Below are 19,623 nucleotides of genomic sequence, written 5' to 3'. Positions count from 1 at the left end.
AGCCTAGTCGAAGCGCTCCGCCTCCCCGCCCGCCACGCGCCAGGCGGAGGGACGCTCGGGCAGGCTGGCGAACGGCTCGACCTCGGTTCCGGTCATCCATACCTGCGCGCCGGTTCCGGCGAGGCGTTCGTACAGCACCGCGCGGCGGACCGGGTCGAGGTGCGCGGCCACTTCGTCAAGCAGGAGGACGAGGGGACGCGACCCCGCGGCAAGCCCGGCATGGGCCAGCGTCATCGCGATCAGCATCGCCTTCTGCTCGCCGGTCGAACATTCGGCAGCCGCGCGTCCCGTCCCCGCCATCGTCACGGCCAGGTCGTCGCGGTGCGGCCCGGCCAGCGTGCGCCCGGCGGCCCGGTCGGCGGCACGACCCTTCAGCCACAGCGCGGCCAGTTCTTCGGCATCGGCCGGCGCGGCGGGCGATACGCGGAGGTCGGGCCGGGCAAAGGGCGCCTCGGGCAAGGTGGCCAGTTCTTCGCGCAGCCGCTCGACAGTCAGGGCGCGGGCACCGGCGACGGCGGCGCCGGCTTCGGCCATTTCGCGTTCCAGTGCATCCAGCCATTGCGAATCGGGGCGAGCATCGCCGCCCATCAACCGGTTGCGTTCGCGCAGCGCCTTGTCATAGCGAGCCGAATGGACGGCGTGGGCCGGATCCTGCGCCAGCACCATGCGGTCGAGAAAACGCCGGCGCCCGCCCGCGCTGTCGGTGAAGAGCCGATCCATCGCCGGGGTCAGCCAGCCGACGCTGAGCCATTCGGCCAGCCGTGCGGCAGGAAGCGGCGCGCCGCTGGCCTGCACCACGCGCCGGCCGGGGCTTTCCACCCGCATCGCCGTGCCGATCCGAACCGGCGTCACCCCGCTTACCAGATCCGCCCCCACTGCAAATCCGCCATGCGCCACTTCGCGAGCGATATCGGACAGTTGCGCCCGCCTCAGCCCCCGACCCGGCGCGAGCAGCGACAGCGCCTCCAGCACGTTCGTCTTGCCTGCACCGTTTGCGCCGATCAGCAGGTTGAACCGCCCCGCCCCCTCCAGCCGGGTGGCGGCGTGATTGCGGAAATCGGCAAGGCGGATGCGGTCGAGGACCATGGGCTGCGCTTAGGATCGAGAGAGGGACACGGCAAAGCGAAAATGACTATGCCGAAATTTGGCAATTTTCCCCGATGATTGGGATATTATCGTTTATCGACATGACTGCGAAAATTGCAAGTCATTGATTTTTGTTCGTTTTCGAAACTGGCACGGTCTCTGCAACGTATCCTGCATGAACGGCCGAAGGGCCGCTCGAACCAGAAAAAGGGGACATACCATGGAAAAGATTTCGAACGCCGTTTCGCAGATGACCGCCGGTCTCGCCGCCATCGCGCTGACCTTTGCCGCCATTGCGGTGACCGTCGCCCCGGTCCAGCCGGTCGCGCCGCTCGCCTCGCAGCAGGAGATGTCGGCGTGAACCAGGTCACCACCCAATTCCGTCTCGACAAGCAGAACGCCAAGCTCATGGGCGTCTGCGCCGGGATCGCCGACTATTTCGGCGTGGACGTCACGCTGGTCCGCGTGCTCTGGGTCGTCGGCACGCTGGCCGGTTTCGGCTCGCTGCTGCTGATCTACCTGCTGGTGGGCCTGATCGCGAAGTGAGCGGTCAGGCCCCGCGGGGCTGTTTGGCGAAGGGGGAGAAATCGGTGTCGGTATCGAACACCTCGACCCCTTCGCGCCGCTTGAGGAAGCCGACCACGACATAAGTCGCCGGTGTCAGGAGCGCCTCCCACGCCACTTTGAGGAACCACTGGGTCAGGGCGACCCACATCACTTGCTCCGCCGTCCAGCCAACAGTGCCGAGGAAGGCCAGCGGGTAGAAGATCGCGCTGTCGACCCCCTGCCCCACGACGGTCGAGCCGATCGTCCGGCTCCACAGGGCCTTGCCCGCGGTCCACACCTTCATCCGTGCCAGAACGTACGAATTGACGAATTCGCCGGCCCAGAACGCAATGATCGAGGCCCCGGCGATGCGCCACGCCTGGCCGAAGACATTCTCGTAATCGGACTGGAACGGCCATCCGTCCGCCGGCGGCAGGGCGACGACGATTTCCGCCATCACCACCATGAAGATCAATGCGCCAAAACCGGCCCAGATGCAGCGGCGGGCACGGGCATAGCCATAGACCTCGGTCAGCACATCGCCGATGACGTAGGAAACCGGGAAGAACAGCACCCCGGCCCCGAAGTACCATTCGCCAAACACGGGCAGGTCCACGACCGCGCGTTTCGACGCGCCGATGATGTTCGAAAGCAGCAGGACGGTGACGAAAGCCGCCATGACGAAATCGAAATAGCGGAAGACGCGGCGCCCGGCCGCGCTCCCGTCCAGGCGGGCGGCGTGGTGGTGGCCGTAGTCGGCCGGCGGGCGGGCTGGTTCGGGGTCGCTGTCCACGAAGCGGTGCCTATCGCGATTTGCGGCCCGCGAAAAGATCGCTATGGCGACCGGCACGCGCCCTTAGCTCAGCTGGATAGAGCACGGGACTTCTAATCCTGAGGCCGCAGGTTCGACTCCTGCAGGGCGCGCCAATCCTCAGATCGCCGCGATCGGCCGACGCTGTCGCCCCATCGCGATGAACGGCTGCTCGACATAGCGGTGCACCAGCGCGGCGACGCCGATGGTGCCTGCGCAGCCGACGAGCACGAACAGCAGCGGCGATACCGCGGCCAGGGGAATTAGCGGGATGAGCAGGATGCCCTGGAACAGATAGACCGAGTAGCTGATCGATCCGAACCAGACGAGAACCGCGTTGGCATGGGGACGAACGATGACCGCCCCGGCAAAGATAATGATCGGCAGCGCCGTCGAAAGACGACGCGATACGTCGTTGAACAGCGGCGGGCTGTTGACGCCCGTGCCGTGCTGGAACGCGATGGCGACGAGGAGGACAGTGGTGAGCACCGCCCATGTCCGCGCCGAACCATCCTCTTCGGCCATGCGCAGCAGCGCGCCGCCGGCAAAGCAGGCGTAGTAGAGGAACCGGTTGTCGCCGTAGCTCGCATGGTAGAGCAGCAGCAGCGCCAGCATGCCGACGACCCGCGGATTGCGCAGCTGGCCGAGCGCGAAAAGCACCATCGCCGCCGCGTAGAAGCCCAGTTCATAGCTGAGCGTCCAGTAAGCGCCATTGAGCGACGGAATGCCGAGCGGGCGCGCCATCATGGCCAGATCGGCCAGGATCGTCGCCGGCTGCGCTCCGCCAGCAAGCACGACGGCGACCGCTACCGACAGCCAGAGCGCCGGGCAGAGCCGAAACACGCGCGAGCGCACGAACTGGGCGACGCTGTCCCAGCGGCCGAACGGGATGACGAAACCGCTGATCATAAAGAACAGGACGATGCCGAACCGGCCCAGGTTCACGTGTGCGAACAGCCATGGGTAGACGACTTCGAGCGAATGCTGGGCCAGCACCAGCAATGCTGCAATGCCGCGCAATCCATCGATATAGCTGACCCTGCCGTTCATGGACGCGGCGCTTAGCTTGGGGCGGACCTAGGCTCAAGCGTGGTGAGCGACGACACATTCGCTGCAATGATGGCATGGCGGCCATGGCGAGAGGCTTGGCCTTGACGGACGGTGCGCCGCTAGGACGTTTCCTGTCGAGAACCGGTCCGAATCGGCACTTAAGCAAAAAATCCTGGCTAAGCCATTAACCATGAAACGCTTCGGTCAAGCCCCGTTTTCTGTCGTTTCATCGCCTGTCCCGCTCGATTCGCCTTGGTTAATCGTCTCGACGCCGGAAACCTTTTCGGCGATGGCGGATTTTAACGGACAAGTAACGAATGCATGAGGTGTTGAAATGTTCACTCCCAGCTATCGCAGCAGTTCGCCCGACAGGTGGACCCTTCCGCGTCCCTTTTCCGATGCATCGCAGCGCTATCACAAGTTCGGCGCACTGCAGCCGATGGATCCGCCCAGCTTCTGGGAACGCCTGATTCGCGGCTGATCGGATTGGCCCCCAAACCTTGCTGCACTGCAAAAACGATTGGCCGTCCGGGGTTTTCTGGGCGGCCTTTCGCGTTCATGGCCATGCAAGGTGGCAGTGCATCAACTCTCGCGCGCCATCCTCTCCAGCTTGACGTAGTCGATCTTGCCCGTTCCCAGAACTGGCAGCGCCTCGACCACGCGGATTTCGCGCGGGATCATCAGTTCGGCCACGCCGTTCGCCTTGCCCCATTTCTGCAAGGCCCGGGCATCGGCGCCGGTGGCCGTCGTGTAGAGGACAAGCTGTTCGCCCTTTTTCGCATCGGGGCGCGTGACCACGGCGCTCTGCGCTTCGGGCCAGACCTGCGCGGCATGGCCCTCGACGGCGGGCAGCGAGACCATTTCCCCGCCGAGCTTGGCGAAACGCCTGGCGCGGCCGCGGATCGTGACGAAGCCTTCGTCGTCGATGGTGACGATGTCGCCGGTGTCGTGCCAGCCGCCGTTCGGCGGTGCCAGCACGCCCGGCGCGGCGGCCAGGTAGTAGCCCGCCATCACGTTCGGCCCGCGGATAAACAACCGTCCACCTTCGTCAATGCCCGGCACCGGCTCCACCCTCGCCTCGATCGCGGGCAGCAGGCGGCCGACCGTGCCGGCGCGAAAATGCATCGGCGTGTTGACGGCAATGACCGGCGCCGCCTCGGTCGCGCCATAGCCTTCTAGGATGCGCAGCCCGAACTTGTCGGCATACGTGCGACGGGTCTCGTCGCGCACCTTCTCCGCGCCGGCAAAGACGTAGCGCAGCGAATAGAAATCGTAGGAATGCGCCATCCGCGCGTAGCCCGACAGGAAGGTGTCGGTGCCGAACATGATCGTCGCGTTTGCGTCATAGGCCAGCGCCGAAACGATCCGGTAGTGCAGCGGGCTGGGATAGAGCACCGTCCGGATCCCGTTCAGCACCGGCAGCAGCGTTCCTCCGGTCAGGCCGAAGCTGTGGAACACCGGCAGCGCGTTCAGCACCACGTCGCTGGCGTTGAAATCGATCCGGGCGGCGAGCTGCGCGCAGTTGGCGAGCAGGTTGCGGTGAGTCAGCACGACGCCTTTCGGCACGCCCTCGGACCCGCTGGTGAACAGGATGACGGCGGGACTGTCGGGCGATATGCCGAGCCGGGCGTGCCGCCGCTCGACGCGGTCCACGGTCAGCAGCGACCAAAGCTTCTCGTCCGGCTCGATCGTGGCCGCCACGTCCTCGAGATAGCGGATGGCGATGCCCTCACCCTCCAGCGCCACGATCGCGCCGTCCAGCTTCGCCTGCTCGACGAAGGCGCGAGCGGTGACGATGGTGCGGATTCGGGCGGTGGCGCAGGCGGATTTCAGGTTCGCTTCACCCGCCGTGAAATTCAGCATGGCCGGAACGCGGCCCGTGGCCTGCAATCCGAAGAAGGCGACCGCGACGCCGTTGACGTTGGGCATCAGAACGCCGACCGCCTCGCCCACGTCCGTCCCCTGCGCCAGCCGCTTGCCGAGCAGCGACGCGCCGACGATCAGCTTGTCGAAGGACAGCGCGTTGCGCGTTGCGTCTTCCACCACCAGCGCGCCGCCGCCGTGCAGTTCGCGCGCCTCGCACAAGGCGGCGAAGAGCGTGCGCGACACGTCGGTCGTGTCGAAGATCATGCCGCTCATCTCGTCGTAAAGCCGCCGCCCGGCGATGGCGCGGCGTTCGCGCGCGCTCATCTCGCCCTCTATGGCGAAGCGGCGTTGCGGCAGGACATCGATGGTGATCTTCGGAAACCAGCGGCGGCGGACCTTGCCCTTCATCCGGCTGAACATCGAATATTGCGGCCCGTCCAGTCGCACCGGGACGATCGGCGCATCGGCCTTGTCCGCCACCATGCCGGGGCCGTCGAACACCTTCATCAGCGCGCCGGTGACGGTGATGCGGCCTTCGGGAAAGATCACCAGCGTCCGCCCCTCCCGCACCGCCTTCACCATCGCCTTGGCCGACATCGGGTTCGTCGGGTCGACCGGGAAGATCTCGAACAGCTTGAAGAACGGCTTCAGCCACAGGTTGCGCGCGATGGCGGTGTGGACGGCGAAGGTCGGCTTGCCGGGCAGGAACGCGCCTAGCAGCACGCCGTCGAGGAACGACAAGTGGTTGACCACCACCACGGCCCGTTCGCCCGGCTTGGGCATGTTCTCGATGCCGTTGACCTCGACGCGATAAAGCGTGCGCAGGACGAAGGCCATGACCTGCTTGAACAGGTATTCGGGCAGCAACCAGATCGAGATCGCCGCCATCACCAGCGTCAGCACGCCCAGCACGCCCATCAAGGCGGGAACGTCGAGGCCGGCGGCGAGCAACCCGGTCATCACCGCGACCAAGGCCACGGTCACCCCCGCGTTGACGATGTTGTTGGCCGCGATGACGCGCGAGCGCTGATCGGGATCGGAATGAACCTGCAGGATGGCGTAAAGCGGCACGATGAACATGCCGCCCGCCAGCGCGATCACCGCGAGATCGAACAGGATGCGCCACGACCCGGGCGCGTCGAGGAATTGCCGGATGGTGGCGCCCGGCACGCCCGGACCGTAACCGCGGGTGGAGAAGAACAGGTCGATCAGCCCCAGCGCGAGCAGAACGGCGGAGACTGGCACGAAGCGGGCGGAAACCTCCCCCTTCAACAGCCGGTTGACCAGCAGTGAGCCAAGCGCGACGAACAGCGAGAAGACGATCAGGAACAGCGTCACCACCTCCTGCCTCGCGTTCAGGGTGCCGCTGACCAATGGCGCGAATTCGGACACGATGACCGCGCCGCAGGCGAAGAACCAGCTGATGCCGAGAATCGCCAGCCAGACCCCGCGCCCGCCCCTTGCGATGGAAAGGATATGCACCGTCGCGCGCCACAGGTTGCGATCGACGCGGTGCGGCGCCCGGATCGGCGGGGCGGAGGGAACGGCGAAGGCGGCGATCAGTCCGACGAAGGCGAGGCCGGTGGCGATGAGCCCGCTTTCCCACGGCGGGACCAGCCCCGCCAGCAACTGCCCGCCCAGGATCGCGACGAAGGTGCCCGCCTCGATCAGGCCGGTGCCGCCCATCACCTCGCCCCGGCCCAGATGCTGCGGCAGGATCGAATACTTGACCGGGCCGAAGAAGGTCGAATGCACGCCCATGCAGAACAGGGCTAGAAGCAGGACGGGGATGGACTGGAACCAGAACCCCGCCAACCCCAGCCCCATGATCGCGATTTCCGCCGCCTTGACCCAGCGGACGAGCCTTGCCTTGTCTATCGTGTCGGCAACTTGCCCGGCCACCGCCGAAAACAGGAAGTAGGGCAGGATGAAAAGCCCGGTCGACACCGTCGCCAAGATCTCCGCCTTGCCGGGCTCCGCGGCAAAGACGGTGAAGCTGGCAAGGAACAGCAGCGCGAACTTCAGCAGGTTGTCGTTGAAGGCACCCAGGAACTGGACCGCGAAGATCGGTCCGAACCGGCGCTTGGCCAGCAGTGACAGGTCAGGCGCGGCCATCGATCCCCCTCTCGGCAGTGCGCGGATACGGGCATGGTTAGGTCATGTCCGGCAATCGCGCTAGCCGGTCATGGGTTAAGGCGCTGTGAGCCCGGCGCGTTGAGTGTGGGACGGTCGCGTCAGCGGCACGCCTCGACCCATTCGGCGGAACTGTGTCGCCCCCGCACAGATTGCCCCTCCATGACGGTCCGCGACAGGCGGACGACACGAAGGGATGATGACATGAAAAAGGCAATTGCGGCCATCGCTGCCGCCACCGCCCTGATGATGCCCGGCATAGCCATGGCCAACCACCCGACGGGTGACGGCCCCGGAGGCATGGTCAATCAGGCCAACCCCGACGGCTTCAAGAACAAGGGCCTTTGCCAGTCGGCCCTGTCCCAGGAAATCAGCCGCCAGCGCGGCGACGTGGATGCCCGCGTCGCGGCGAACGCTGACCTGACTACCGCTGAATTCCAGGCCGCGATGCTGGCCCGCTTCACTTGCGCCATGGATGTCGAGGCCGGTGTCTACCGCGTCTACCTGAGTGCCGACGTCAACGGCTGACGGGAGCCTGACTTTTACTACGCCGCTCGCTTCCGCAGGGAAACGGGCGGCGCTTTACGTCATTTCATCAGCACCAGTTCCTCGGCCATCGACGGATGCAGCGCGACGGTCGCGTCGAAGTCCGCCTTGGTGAGACCGGCGCGCACCGCGATGGCGGCGGCCTGCAGGATTTCCGGCGCCTCCGGCCCGATCATGTGCAGGCCCAGCACCCTGCCCGAAGGCTCCTCGCAGATCAGCTTGTAGAGCCCGCGCTCGGCCCGGTTGGCGAAGACGTTCTTCATCGGTCGGAAGTCGGACGAATAGACGCGGATGTTCCCGTAGCTGTTCCGCGCCTCGCCCTCTGTCAGCCCCACGCCCGCCAGCGGCGGCTGCGAAAAGACCGCGCTCGGCACGCAGCTGTGGTCGACCTTGGTGGGCTTGTCGCCGAAGACGGTGTCGGCAAAGGCCTGCCCCTCGCGGATCGCGACCGGGGTGAGCTGTACCCGGTCGGTGACGTCGCCGACGGCATAGATGCTGTCGCAGCTCGTCTTCGAATATTCGTCGACCGGGATTTCGCCCTTTTCGCCCAGCGCGATGCCCGCGGTCTCCAAGCCCAGGCCGGCGGTGTTCGGCTTGCGACCGGTGGCTACCAGCACCTGGTCCGCGACGATCGGATCCTGCCCTTCCAGATGGACGTCGAGCGCACCGTCCTCGCGCCGTTCGATCTTCTGGAACGGGCAATGGAACTTGTATTCGATGCCCCGGCTCATGGTGATCTGCAACAGCCGGTCGCGCAAGGCTTCGTCATAACCGCGCAGGATCACGTTCGACCGGTTGACCACCGTGACGTGGCAGCCCAGCGCGTTGAAAATTCCGGCGAATTCCAGCGCGATATAGCCTGCGCCGGCGATCACCAGGCGCTTGGGCAGCTTGTCGAGATGGAACACCTCGTTCGAGGTGATGCAGTGTTCGGACCCTTCGAACTCGGGCACGAAGGGCCAGCCGCCGACCGCGACGAGAATGTATTTCGCCGCCACCTCGCGGCCCGACGCGAGCTTGACCGAATGCGGGCCGGTCACCGTTGCCCGTTCCATGATCCGCTCGACCTTGTGGCTTTCGAGCGTTTTTTCGTAGAGCCCGTTCAACCGGTCGACATCGCGCAGGACATGATCGCGCAGGCGCCCCCAGTCGAACGAGGCGCCCTCGAACGACCAGCCGTAGTTTTCCGCGTCCTCGAGGTCCTCGGCGAAGTGGCTGCCGTAGACGAGCAGCTTCTTGGGCACGCAGCCACGGATGACGCAGGTGCCGCCGACGCGGTACTCCTCGGCAACCGCGACTTTCGCGCCGTGCGCCGCCGCCACCCGCGATGCGCGGACGCCGCCGGAGCCTGCCCCGATCACGAAAAGGTCGTATTCGTATTCGGGCATGCCTTACTCCTAGCGTCGCGTCCGCGTGATCGTGCCCGACCCAGATAGGCCGCAGGCCCGCTGGCGCAAGGCGGCGGAGCGTACAGGTTTCAGTCCTTGAGCCCCGCCGCCGCCAGCAGCGCCTCGGTGCTCGGATCGAAACCCGCGCCCGCTCCCGCCGCGATCTGGTTGGCGATCTGCTTGCCCAGTTCGACGCCGAACTGGTCGAAGGGATTGATCTCGATCAGGACGGCGTTGGCGAACGTGCGATGTTCGTGAAACGCGATCAGCGCGCCCAGTGTTGCCGGGGTCAGCGCCTCGCACAGGATCGTCGCCGACGGGCGGTTGCCCGGATAGGCGCGGGCGGCATCGATGCTGTCCTTCCCCGCCATCAGCGCCGCCCCTTGCGCGAAACAGTTGGTCAGCAGGATCGTGTGATGTTCGGGATCGAGGTCGTGACCAGGGGCCTTCACCGCGATGAAATCGACCGGCACTTCGACCGTGCCCTGGTGCAGCAGCTGGAACACAGCGTGCTGCGCGTCGGTGCCCGTCCCGCCCCAGGTGATCGGCGCGCTGGGCCGGTGGAGCGGCTTGCCGTCGGCGGTCACCGACTTGCCGTTCGATTCCATTTCCAGCTGCTGCAGGTAATCGGGAAACAAGGCCAGCCTCTCGTCGTAGGCGAAAGTCGCCCGCGTCTGGCAGCCACGCAGCTGCACGTACATCAGGTCGGCAAAGGCGGCGCGCAGCGGCAGGTTGGCGAAGCCGTCGGTATCGGCAAAATGCCGGTCGACCGCCACAGCCCCCTCCAGCATCGCGGCAAAGCCGTCCCAGCCCAGCGCCATCGCCACCGGGAAGCCGATCGACGACCACAGCGAGTAGCGCCCGCCGACGCTTTCGGAGAAAGGCAGGACGCGGGTTTCGTCGACGCCCCACTCCACCGCCCTGTCCGGCGCGGCGGTCAGGGCGACGACCCGGCCATAAGGATCGGAAACACCCGATTCCTCCAGCCACTGAATCGCGCTGGCGGCGTTGGTCATCGTCTCGATGGTGGTAAAAGTCTTCGATGCGACCGCGATCATCGTCTTTGCCGGGTCGCATGCCTCGAACGCGGCTTCGAGCGCGTTGCCGTCGATGTTCGAGACGACATGAACGTCGACCGGCGCGCGCCATTCCGCCGTCGGCCGGGCCAGCGCGTCGATCGCCAGCGCCGGGCCGAGCGCGGAGCCGCCGATGCCGATGTGGATCAGATGCCTGACCTCTCCCAGCATCCCCTCGTGAATAGCCTCGACCAGCCCGCGCATGCGCATGTGCAGGACATCCGCCTCGGCCACGCTGGCATCGGCGCCGATGCCGCGCTGGGCGGTGTGCTCGGCCGCGCGGCCCTCCGTCGGATTGGCGATCCCGCCGCTCAAAAGCACCTCGCGCGCGCCGTCGAACCCGGCGTCGCGGGCCAGCCCCTCGAACCCGGCGACAAGCGCGTCGGACAAGTGCGTCTTCGACCAGTCGAACAGGATGTCGCCGCCCGGGATCGCCAGCGTTCCGGAAAATCGCCGCACCCGGTCGTCATCGGCCGCGAACAGGTCCTGCAAGGTTTGCCGCGGCATGGCGGCAAGGTCGCTCCAGCGGGCGTCGGTATCGGTCATGGGGGCGTGCGGGTCCTTCGTTTCGCTTTGCAACACCGGCCTAGTGCCCTATGCCGCCGGGCGATACCAGTAGGCACGGACGAAAGCCTTTTAATGCGATTCAAGCTTGGCAGGAAACACGACCTCGCGGCGCAGGACACCCCCGGCGCGCCCGCCACGAAGGAGAAGAAGGAAGACAGCTTTCCCGTCTTCCTGCTGAAGCTGGCACTGGTCGTCTTCATCTTTCGCAGCTTCGTCTTCTCGCCATTCTCGATCCCGTCGGAATCGATGCTGCCGCGGCTGCTGATCGGCGACTACCTGCTCGCGTCGAAATGGTCCTACGGCTACACCCGCTATTCGCTGCCGTTCGACCTGCCGCTGATTCCGGGGCGGATCATGGCCAGCACGCCCGATCGCGGCGACGTCGTGGTGTTCAAGGCCCCGCCGACGCAGAAGCTCGACTACATCAAGCGGGTCATCGGCCTGCCCGGCGACCAGATCCAGATGCAGGGCGGCGTGCTGTTCATCAACGGCGCCCCCGTGCCCAAGGAGCGGATCGACGATTTCGTGCAGCCGGTGACGCAGAACATGATCGATGCCGCGGCGCTCGACGGGCGACCGAGCCCCTGTGCCGGCGCGCAGTTCGAGGACCGCGACATCGACGCCAACCTGTCGTGCCGCTACCCCCGCTACCGCGAGACCCTGCCCGAGGGGGTGCAGTACGAGGTGCTGGACCTGACCACCACGCCGCAGGACGATACCCCGGTCTTCACCGTGCCCCAGGGCCACGTCTTTATGATGGGCGACAACCGCGACAATTCCGAGGACAGCCGCTTCCCGGCCGAAGTCGGCCGCGGCATCGCGATGGTGCCGATGGAGAACCTCGTCGGCCGGGCCACGGTAATGATGTGGTCGACAGACGGCTCGGCGCAGTGGCTGGCTCCGTGGACATGGTTCACCGCCGCGCGCTGGAACCGCATCGGCGGCACGTTCTGATCGCCATGACGCTGCACGAAGATACGCTCGACTGGCTGGCCCGGCAGGCGGGGCGGCCACCCGGCGACATGGCGCTCTGGCTGGAGGCGCTGACCCACGGCAGCACCGGCGACGATTTCGACTACCAGCGGCTGGAGTTCCTGGGTGACCGGGTGCTCGGCCTCGTCATCGCCGAATGGCTGTACGAGCGCAACGACGCCGCCGAAGGCAAGCTGTCGCAGCGCCTCAACGTGCTGGTCAGCCGCGAAAGCTGCGCGCAGATCGCCCGGCAGATCGACCTGCGCAGCCACATGCGGCTGGGCAAGCAGGCGCGGGCCGACGGCGGTCTCGAGAGCGACAACATCCTGGGCGACATCATCGAATCGCTGATCGGCGCCTGCCTGCTCGATCACGGCTTCGATACGGCGCGGGGCATGGTGCGCAACTGGTTCGGCGACGCGGTCGAAGGCCGCGCGGGACAGAAGAAGCACCCCAAGTCGGCGCTGCAGGAATGGGCGGCCGGCAATCGCCGCAAGCCGCCCGAATACGAACTGGTCGACCGTTCCGGCCCCGACCACGCCTCGCGCTTTACCGTGAAGGTCAGCGTCAAGGGCGTGGGCGAGATGACCGGCGAAGGCGACTCCAAGCAACAGGCCGAAACGAACGCGGCGCAGAGGTTTCTCGATGAACATGGATGAAGACGCGGGCGAACCGGTGAACGAGGCGACCCGCTGCGGCGTGGTCGCGGTGATCGGCGCGCCGAACGCGGGCAAGTCGACGCTGGTCAACGCGCTCGTCGGCCAGAAGGTGGCGATCACCAGCCCCAAGGCGCAGACGACGCGCGCACGCCTGCTCGGCATCGCCTTGCATGGCGAGGTGCAGATCGTGCTGGCCGACACCCCGGGGATCTTCGCGCCCAAGCGCCGGCTCGACCGGGCGATGGTGTCGGCCGCCTGGGAAGGCGCGGAGGCTGCCGATGCGATCATGCTGGTGGTCGACAGCGTGAAGCTGCGCCGGCACGAGCTGGAACCGCTGATCGAGACGCTGTCGCACCGCAAGGAGCGCAAGCTGCTGGTGCTCAACAAGGTGGATGTCAGTCGCAAGGACGAACTGTTGACGCTCGCGCAGGACCTTTCGGCCAAGTGCGACTTCGCCGAGGTGTTCTTCGTCTCCGCCCTCACCGGCGACGGCGTGCCGGATTTGAAGGCGCACCTCGCCTCGCTGATGCCCGCAGGCCCGTGGCTCTATCCCGAAGACCAGGTGTCCGACGCGTCGGAGCGCCTGCTCGCCGCCGAAGTCACGCGCGAGCAGCTCTATCTCCAGCTGCGCGACGAACTGCCCTACGACAGCGCGGTCCGGCCAGAGGCCTACAAGGAAAACACCGACGGTTCGGTCGAGATCCGGCAGCAGATCGTCGTCGGTCGCGACACGCAGAAGGCCATCGTGCTGGGCAAGGGCGGATCGCGGATCAAGGCTATCGGCGAGGCGGCTCGCAAGGAATTGTCAGAACTTCTCGGGCAGAAGGTCCACCTGTTCCTCCACGTCAAGGTGGAGGAGAACTGGGCCGACAACCGGGAGTTCTATGAGGTGCTGGGACTGGACTGGGTCAAGTGAGCGAAGCGGCGACGGAGGCCGCCGCGCCATCCGAAGTCCGCTTCGAGATTACGCCGCAGCAGTCCGTGGACGCGGCGCAGGCCGCGCACGCCCGTGCGGTCGGCAGGATGTCGTTCTTGACCTGGATACCGCTGGGCGGCGCGCTCGCCGGCTACGTCCTGGGACTCACGCTGGAGCAGACGATCAACGCCGCGATGTTCTTCATCAATCCGGCGCTGGGCATCGTCTTTATGGGCCTGGGATCGGCCGTCACCACCGCCCTTGCCCTCATAGGGTATGCGGTTGGCCTGCGGATGTGGGCCCGGTCCTACCACCGTCGTTACCTCTTCGGAATGTACGAGCGCGGGATGCCGGCTCGCACGACGGTCACCTTCCGGTTGACCGACACGATGCTCGAAGCGAGCAACGAGCGGATGAGCTACGCGATCGGCTGGCCGTTCATCGCCGAACTGGTCGAAGCCCCCACCGCGTGGACGGTCGTGGCCGACATGACCACTTTCGTCGTGCTGAAAAGTGCCTTTGCCGACAAGGATGAGGAGCGCGCTTTCGTGCAGACCATGCTCGAGAGGCTATCCCCCGCCGCCCGCGAACGCAGCGCGGAGGCGCGCGCTTTCGTCGCCGCCTGATCAGGCGCGAAGCGAGGCCGCAGCCCTTTCGCCGCCCAGCGCGCGGGAGGACTGGAAGCGGGCCAGCGAACACAGCGCCGCGACAACGCCCAGGACTGCCGCGAACAGCATCGGCACCGGCCCGGTACCGACGCCCAGCGTCAGCATCATGCCGACGATCGCCGCGGCCATCGTCTGGCCCAGCAAGCGCACGGTGGAAAGCAGCCCGCCCGCGGCCGCCGATCTTTCGCGGGGCGCGGCACCGATCAGCAGCCGCGAATTGGGCGACACGAACAGGCCATATCCCAGCGCGGTCAGCACCAGCCGCCAGCCAATGTCGAGCGGGCTGGCCGGATCGGGCATCCAGGCGAGCGACAGCAGGCCGGCGACCGCCAGCGCCATGCCGACCACGCCCAGCTTGGTCGGCGCGATGCGGTCCGACAGCCAGCCCGCGGCAGGCGCGACGAAAAGCATCGTCAGCGGGAACGGGGCGAACAGCAGCCCGACCTCTTCGGGCGAATAGCCCATCCCCTGCTCCAGCCGGAAAGGCAGCGAAACCGTCAGCGCGCCCGACGCGACGAAGACGATGAAACCCGCCAGCGCGGTAAAGCCCAGCGCCTTGTTGGCGAGAAGGTCGACGGGAACGACAGGTGCGGTTCGCCCCGCCTCGCGGTGGTAGAGAAATGCGCCCGAAACGACCCCGAAAATGGCCAGAACGGTGCCGGCCACGGCATGCCCGTGGGTGCCGATCTGGATGCCGCCGATGACCAGCGCCACGGTCGCCGCGCTCCAGATGCTGCTCAGCCAGTCGCTGCGCACCGTGCGGGGTGCGACGGCGGGCAGCGCGCCGCCGAGCAGGAGCGAAATGATTGCGAGGGGGGCGCCGACGATGAACACCATCTGCCATGACAGATGCTCGGTAATGAAGCCGCCGATGGTTGGCGCTATGGCATAGCTCGATGCGACGATGACCGCATTGACGCCGAGCCCGGTGCCGAGGCTCTTCGAGGGATATATCTCGCGGATCAGGGCCGCGGCCACCGAAAGCGCCATGCCCGCGCCCAGCGCCTGCCCCGCCCGCAGCAGGAGCAGGAGTGGAAAGCTGGTGGCGAAGAAGCACAGCGCCGAGGTTGCGCAGAAGAGCAGCTGTCCTAGCTGGTACATCTTGCGCAGCCCGATGCGGTCGCCAAGGTTGGCGAACGGCAGCAGGCCCATGACCATGACCAGCTGGTAGATGGTGATGACCGACGTGACCGCGCCTGCGTTGACGTTCAGTTCGCGCGAAATGGTCGGAAGTGCGACGTTGGCGATGGCCCCGTCGACGACGACCAGAGCGGTTCCGAACGAGATCGCGACGATGGCCCAGAAGCGGCGCGGCATCGGCAGCCCGTCGTCCGCGGATTGCGCCGCGGGCGAAGTGCCCGCCGGATCGACGGGAGCCGACGCGTCGGGTGGGCCGGCTCGCGCCAGGTCCTGCCCGTCACCGGCCCCTTCGTCATCACTTCGCGATCGCAGCATGGCCGCTCAACGCGATCCCGCTGGTTGCGGTTCCACGCGCGCGTGTCGCATCAGGTGTCCGCTGCGTCGGCCTTCGCCTTCTTCGCCGCCGGCTTCTTTGCAGCCGCCTTCTTTGCAGCCGCCTTCTTTGTAGGGGCCTTCCTGGCAGCAGCCTTCTTGGGCGCGGCTTTCTTCTTGCCCTTCTTCGCCGGGGCCTTGGCGGCCCGTTCGCTGATCAGGCGCACCGCGTCCTCTTCGGTCACGTCTTCCGGCTTCATGTCGCGCGGGATCGTGGCATTGGTGGTGCCGTCGGTGACGTAAGGCCCGTAGCGGCCCGACAGCAGCTTCATCTCGCCGCCGCTTTCGGGGTGCGCGCCGAACGTCTTGAGCGGTTCCGCCTTGGTCCGCTCGCCCCGCCCGCCCCGGTTCTGCGCCTCGGCCAGCATGGTGACGGCCGCGTTCATGCCGGTATCGAAGACCTCGGCAGTGTTGGCGAGTTTCGCATACTTGCCATCGTGGCGCAGGTATGGCCCGTAACGTCCTATGTTCGCTTCGATTTCCTTGCCTGTTTCGGGATGGGCGCCGACAATGCGCGGCAACGAAAGCAGCCTGACCGCCCAGTCGAGATCGAGTTCGGGAATATCGTTGGGGATCGACGCGCGCGCCGCCTCCTTGCCCTCGCCCATCTGGATGTAGGGGCCGAAGCGCCCGGTCTTGCGGAGGATATCCTCGCCGGTTTCGGGGTGCTGGCCGATGACGCCGTCACTCCCGCCGTCGCCATCTGCTCCCGGTTGCCCGAAGCCGCGGGTGAACTTGCATTCGGGATAGTTGGAGCAGCCGATGAACGGACCGTTGCGACTGCCGCGAAGGCTCAGACGGCCATGGTCGCGCCCGGCCTCGGCGCAGAGCGGGCAGGCGCGCGGGTCGCTGTCGTCGGCACGCGGCGGGAAGAGATAGTCCTGCAGGAAGGCATCGAGCTGCTCGATGATTTCCGAAGGCTTCTGCTCCATCACCTCGTCGGACTTGGGCTTGAAGTCGCGCCAGAACGCATCCAGCACCGCCTGCCAGTCGGCACGGCCGCCCGAGACGTCGTCCAGCTCCTCCTCCATCCCGGCGGTGAAGTCGTAGGCGACGTAGCGTTCGAAATAGCGTTCGAGAAACGAGGTGAGAAGCCGCCCCGAATCCTCTGCAAAGAAACGGTTTTTCTCGGTCCGAACGTAATTGCGGTCCTTCAGCACCTGGATGACGGAGGCGTATGTCGAAGGACGCCCGATGCCCAGCTCCTCCATCCGCTTGACGAGGCTGGCTTCGGAAAAGCGCGGCGGCGGCTGGGTGAAGTGCTGAGTCGCCTCGACACCCTTCTTCGCCGGACGGTCGCCCGCCTTCATGAAGGGCAGCAGGCCCTCCTCGTCGTCCTCGCCCTTCTGGTCGAGACCTTCTTCATAGACGGCGAGGAAGCCGGGAAACTTCACGACCTGACCGGTGGCGCGCAGTTCGTGCTGACCGGTCCCGTCGCGCAGGGTGACGGTCGTGCGTTCCAGCGCGGCGCTGGCCATCTGGCTCGCCATCGCGCGCTTGTAGATGAGGTCGTAGAGCTTGCCCGCATCACCCTGCCCGGCCCGCTCCTTGCTGAAATCGGTGGGGCGGATGGCTTCGTGCGCTTCCTGCGCGTTCTTGGCCTTGGTCTGGTAGATGCGGGGGCTTTCGGGCAGGTAGTGGCCCGAAAAACGGTCGCTGATCGCCTTGCGCGCCGCGCTGATCGCGCTCGGGTCCATCTGCACGCCGTCGGTCCGCATGTAGGTGATCGCGCCCTGTTCATAGAGGCCCTGGGCCAGCCGCATCGTGTGGCTGGCCGAATAGCCAAGCTTGCGCGCGGCTTCCTGCTGCAGCGTGCTCGTGGTGAACGGCGGGGCCGGGTTGCGGCGCTGCGGCTTGGTCTCGACGTTCTCGACCGTGAACAGCCCGTCCTCGACCGCCTGCTTCGCGCGCAGGGCCACGCCCTCTTCGCCAAGGCTCAGCCGGTCCAGCTTCTCGCCCTCGAAGCGGACGAGCCTTGCGTCGAACGTCGTCCCGTCATGTTCGAGATGGGCGAGCACGTTCCAGTATTCCTGCGGCGTGAACGCCTCGATCTCGCGCTCGCGCTCCACGATCAGGCGCAGGGCGACCGACTGCACGCGGCCCGCCGACTTCGCGCCGGGCAGCTTGCGCCAGAGCACGGGAGAGAGGGTGAAGCCGAACAGGTAGTCGAGCGCGCGGCGAGCGAGGTACGCGTCGATCAGGTCGCGGTCGAGCTGGCGAGGCGCGGCCATCGCGTCGGTCACCGCCTTCTTGGTGATGGCGTTGAAGGTCACCCGCTCGACTTCCTTGGGCAGCGCCTTGCGCTTGGCGAGCAGCTCCTGGACGTGCCACGAGATCGCCTCCCCCTCGCGGTCCGGGTCGGTGGCGAGGATCAGGCGATCGGCCTGCTTTGCGGCGTCGGTGATCGCGCGGACCTGTTTCTGCTTGTCGCCGTAGAGCTCCCAGTCCATCGCGAAATTCTCGTCCGGGCGGACCGAGCCGTCCTTGGGCGGCAGGTCGCGGACATGGCCATAGCTGGCGAGGACCTTGTAGTCGGCGCCCAGATACTTCTCGATGGTCTTCGCCTTGGCAGGCGATTCGACGATTACCAGTTGCATTGCAGAACTTGAAACCCCGTTGGCCGCGAAGGCCCCTTACACGTGTACGCGCGAATCTGGGGGGCCGATGACACGGGCGTCAAGCGAAGGCATCAAAAAAGCCTTCGCACCGCTTGCCCCCTTCCGTGCGGCTCAGGCGACGAGGCTGACCTTGCCCCCGGCATGGCGTGCCAGCCGTCCGGCAAGTTCCAGTTCGAGCAGCGCGAGCTGGATCGCCGACGCGCTCTCGCCGCTGGCCCGCACCAGGTCGTCGACCGGCACCGGCGCGGCGGAAAGCAGGCTGGCGATGTCCGCGGGCGGGGCTTCGCGTTCCTCGGCTACCCGCTCGAACACCTCCGTTTCCTCGCGGAACGTGCTTCGCGGCAGGCCGGTGAAACCGTCGAGCAGTTCGAGTACGTCCTCCGGCGTCTGGACCAGGATCGCGCCTTCCCTGATGAGCTGGTTGCAGCCCCGCGCCCGCCCGTCGAGAGGGTTGCCGGGTATCGCCATGACCTCGCGCCCCGCCTCTGCCGCAAGACGCGCGGTGATCAGCGAGCCCGACCGGGGAGCAGCCTCCACCACCAGGGTTCCGGCGCAAAGCCCGGCGATAACCCGGTTGCGGCCCGGGAAGTGGCGCGCCTGCGGCTCTACGCCGGGTGGCTGTTCGGCAACGAGCACGCCCTCTGCGGCGATACGCTCCTGCAGGTCGGCGTGCTGCGGCGGATAGACGACGTCGATGCCGCCGGCGATGACCCCCACCGTCGTCCCGCCCGCCAGCGCCCCTTCGTGCGCGGCGGCATCGATGCCACGGGCAAGGCCGGAGACGACGAGCCGCCCCTGTTCGGCCAGCGCCTCGCCGAACTGGCGCGCGAGCTTGAGCGCGGCAGCGCTGGCGTTGCGCGCGCCGACGATGGCGACCGCGGGGCGCTGCAGCAGCGCCGCATCGCCGCGATAGGTCAGGATCGGCGGCGACGACGGCGCCTCGCGCAGCAGCGCCGGATAGGCGGGATCGTCGTGGAACAGGTATCGCGCGCCCGCCGCCCGGACCGCTGCGATCTCCGCCCGCACGGCATCGGCTGGGGCTGCGGCCTGCCGCCTGCCCCCGCGCGCCGCCAGTTCGGGCAGCATCTCCAGCGCACGGGCCGCATCGCCGTAGCGCGCCAGCATGTGACGATAACTGACCGGGCCGACGTTGGCGCTGCGCAACAAGCGGATGCGCGCGAACGCCTCTTCCTGCGACAGTGTCATGCC

The 19,623-nt window shown here is 66.8% G+C and carries 17 protein-coding genes and 1 tRNA gene; 9 read left to right on the top strand and 9 right to left on the bottom strand.

Annotated elements, in window-relative coordinates:
• Positions 1 to 3 precede the first annotated feature (3 nt).
• On the bottom strand, positions 4 to 1,086 hold the full coding sequence (gene recF, locus J2X37_RS08860; protein ID WP_310020137.1) for a DNA replication/repair protein RecF: 1,083 nt from the start codon (positions 1,084 to 1,086) through the stop codon (positions 4 to 6).
• A 220-nt stretch (positions 1,087 to 1,306) separates the two neighbouring features.
• Between recF and J2X37_RS08855 the strand changes: the two genes are divergently transcribed.
• Together J2X37_RS08855 and J2X37_RS08850 are read left to right on the top strand one after the other, a co-directional pair.
• Positions 1,307 to 1,447: a hypothetical protein gene (locus J2X37_RS08855; RefSeq protein ID WP_310020134.1), complete on the top strand. Its 141-nt coding sequence runs from the start codon at positions 1,307 to 1,309 to the stop codon at positions 1,445 to 1,447.
• Positions 1,444 to 1,632, top strand: a complete 189-nt coding sequence (locus tag J2X37_RS08850; protein ID WP_310020132.1) for a PspC domain-containing protein — start codon at positions 1,444 to 1,446, stop codon at positions 1,630 to 1,632. The genes J2X37_RS08855 and J2X37_RS08850 overlap by 4 nt, the downstream gene beginning before the upstream one ends.
• 4 nt (positions 1,633 to 1,636) lie before the next feature.
• Here J2X37_RS08850 and J2X37_RS08845 read toward each other — a convergent pair whose 3' ends face one another.
• Positions 1,637 to 2,362 (bottom strand): queuosine precursor transporter, encoded by a 726-nt coding sequence (locus J2X37_RS08845; protein ID WP_310020364.1) that lies wholly within the window; start codon positions 2,360 to 2,362, stop codon positions 1,637 to 1,639.
• A gap of 120 nt (positions 2,363 to 2,482) precedes the next feature.
• On the opposite strand from J2X37_RS08845, the gene J2X37_RS08840 reads away from it, so the two are divergent.
• Positions 2,483 to 2,559: transfer RNA gene (locus J2X37_RS08840), tRNA-Arg, on the top strand.
• Positions 2,560 to 2,563: 4 nt separating this feature from the next.
• On the opposite strand, the gene J2X37_RS08835 is transcribed toward J2X37_RS08840, so the two are convergent.
• On the bottom strand, positions 2,564 to 3,493 hold the full coding sequence (locus J2X37_RS08835) for an acyltransferase (RefSeq protein ID WP_310020130.1): 930 nt from the start codon (positions 3,491 to 3,493) through the stop codon (positions 2,564 to 2,566).
• A 334-nt stretch (positions 3,494 to 3,827) separates the two neighbouring features.
• Here J2X37_RS08835 and J2X37_RS08830 point away from each other — a divergent pair, with 334 nt between their 5' ends.
• A complete protein-coding gene (locus J2X37_RS08830) occupies positions 3,828 to 3,974 on the top strand; it encodes a hypothetical protein (protein ID WP_310020128.1) in 147 nt (48 codons plus the stop codon).
• A 101-nt stretch (positions 3,975 to 4,075) separates the two neighbouring features.
• On the opposite strand, the gene J2X37_RS08825 is transcribed toward J2X37_RS08830, so the two are convergent.
• Positions 4,076 to 7,474 carry an acyl-[ACP]--phospholipid O-acyltransferase gene (locus J2X37_RS08825; RefSeq protein ID WP_310020126.1) on the bottom strand — a complete coding sequence of 1,133 codons (3,399 nt, stop codon included), beginning with the start codon at positions 7,472 to 7,474 and terminating at the stop codon, positions 4,076 to 4,078.
• A gap of 180 nt (positions 7,475 to 7,654) precedes the next feature.
• Between J2X37_RS08825 and J2X37_RS08820 the strand changes: the two genes are divergently transcribed.
• On the top strand, positions 7,655 to 8,020 hold the full coding sequence (locus J2X37_RS08820) for a hypothetical protein (protein ID WP_310020124.1): 366 nt from the start codon (positions 7,655 to 7,657) through the stop codon (positions 8,018 to 8,020).
• Positions 8,021 to 8,079: 59 nt separating this feature from the next.
• On the opposite strand, the gene gorA is transcribed toward J2X37_RS08820, so the two are convergent.
• Together gorA and pgi are read right to left on the bottom strand one after the other, a co-directional pair.
• Positions 8,080 to 9,426, bottom strand: coding sequence for a glutathione-disulfide reductase (gorA, locus tag J2X37_RS08815; protein WP_310020122.1), 1,347 nt, complete (start codon positions 9,424 to 9,426; stop codon positions 8,080 to 8,082).
• 89 nt (positions 9,427 to 9,515) lie between these two features.
• On the bottom strand, positions 9,516 to 11,048 hold the full coding sequence (gene pgi, locus J2X37_RS08810; protein WP_310020119.1) for a glucose-6-phosphate isomerase: 1,533 nt from the start codon (positions 11,046 to 11,048) through the stop codon (positions 9,516 to 9,518).
• A gap of 93 nt (positions 11,049 to 11,141) precedes the next feature.
• Between pgi and lepB the strand changes: the two genes are divergently transcribed.
• Genes lepB through J2X37_RS08790 form a run of 4 tightly spaced genes read left to right on the top strand, consistent with a single transcriptional unit; the run spans position 11,142 to position 14,242 of the window.
• Complete coding sequence (gene lepB, locus J2X37_RS08805; protein WP_310020117.1) at positions 11,142 to 12,023, top strand: signal peptidase I; 882 nt, start codon at positions 11,142 to 11,144, stop codon at positions 12,021 to 12,023.
• Positions 11,978 to 12,700, top strand: coding sequence for a ribonuclease III (gene rnc / locus J2X37_RS08800; RefSeq protein ID WP_404979610.1), 723 nt, complete (start codon positions 11,978 to 11,980; stop codon positions 12,698 to 12,700). Before lepB ends, rnc begins: the two co-directional genes overlap by 46 nt.
• Positions 12,687 to 13,616: a GTPase Era gene (era, locus tag J2X37_RS08795; protein ID WP_310020115.1), complete on the top strand. Its 930-nt coding sequence runs from the start codon at positions 12,687 to 12,689 to the stop codon at positions 13,614 to 13,616. Before rnc ends, era begins: the two co-directional genes overlap by 14 nt.
• Positions 13,613 to 14,242 carry a hypothetical protein gene (locus tag J2X37_RS08790; protein WP_310020113.1) on the top strand — a complete coding sequence of 210 codons (630 nt, stop codon included), beginning with the start codon at positions 13,613 to 13,615 and terminating at the stop codon, positions 14,240 to 14,242. The genes era and J2X37_RS08790 overlap by 4 nt, the downstream gene beginning before the upstream one ends.
• On the opposite strand, the gene J2X37_RS08785 is transcribed toward J2X37_RS08790, so the two are convergent.
• From J2X37_RS08785 to dprA, 3 genes are all read right to left on the bottom strand, one after another.
• Positions 14,243 to 15,739: an MFS transporter gene (locus J2X37_RS08785; RefSeq protein ID WP_310020111.1), complete on the bottom strand. Its 1,497-nt coding sequence runs from the start codon at positions 15,737 to 15,739 to the stop codon at positions 14,243 to 14,245.
• Between the two features lie 50 nt (positions 15,740 to 15,789).
• Positions 15,790 to 18,393, bottom strand: a complete 2,604-nt coding sequence (gene topA, locus J2X37_RS08780) for a type I DNA topoisomerase (protein ID WP_310020109.1) — start codon at positions 18,391 to 18,393, stop codon at positions 15,790 to 15,792.
• A gap of 132 nt (positions 18,394 to 18,525) precedes the next feature.
• Positions 18,526 to 19,620, bottom strand: a complete 1,095-nt coding sequence (gene dprA, locus J2X37_RS08775) for a DNA-processing protein DprA (RefSeq protein WP_310020106.1) — start codon at positions 19,618 to 19,620, stop codon at positions 18,526 to 18,528.
• Between the last annotated feature and the right edge of the window lie 3 nt (positions 19,621 to 19,623).

The sequence above is a fragment of the Croceicoccus sp. BE223 genome (genome assembly GCF_031457155.1).
GTDB lineage: Bacteria > Pseudomonadota > Alphaproteobacteria > Sphingomonadales > Sphingomonadaceae > Croceicoccus.
Note: the sequence above shows the minus strand (reverse complement) of the source record. Positions and strands in the feature narration are given on the sequence as shown.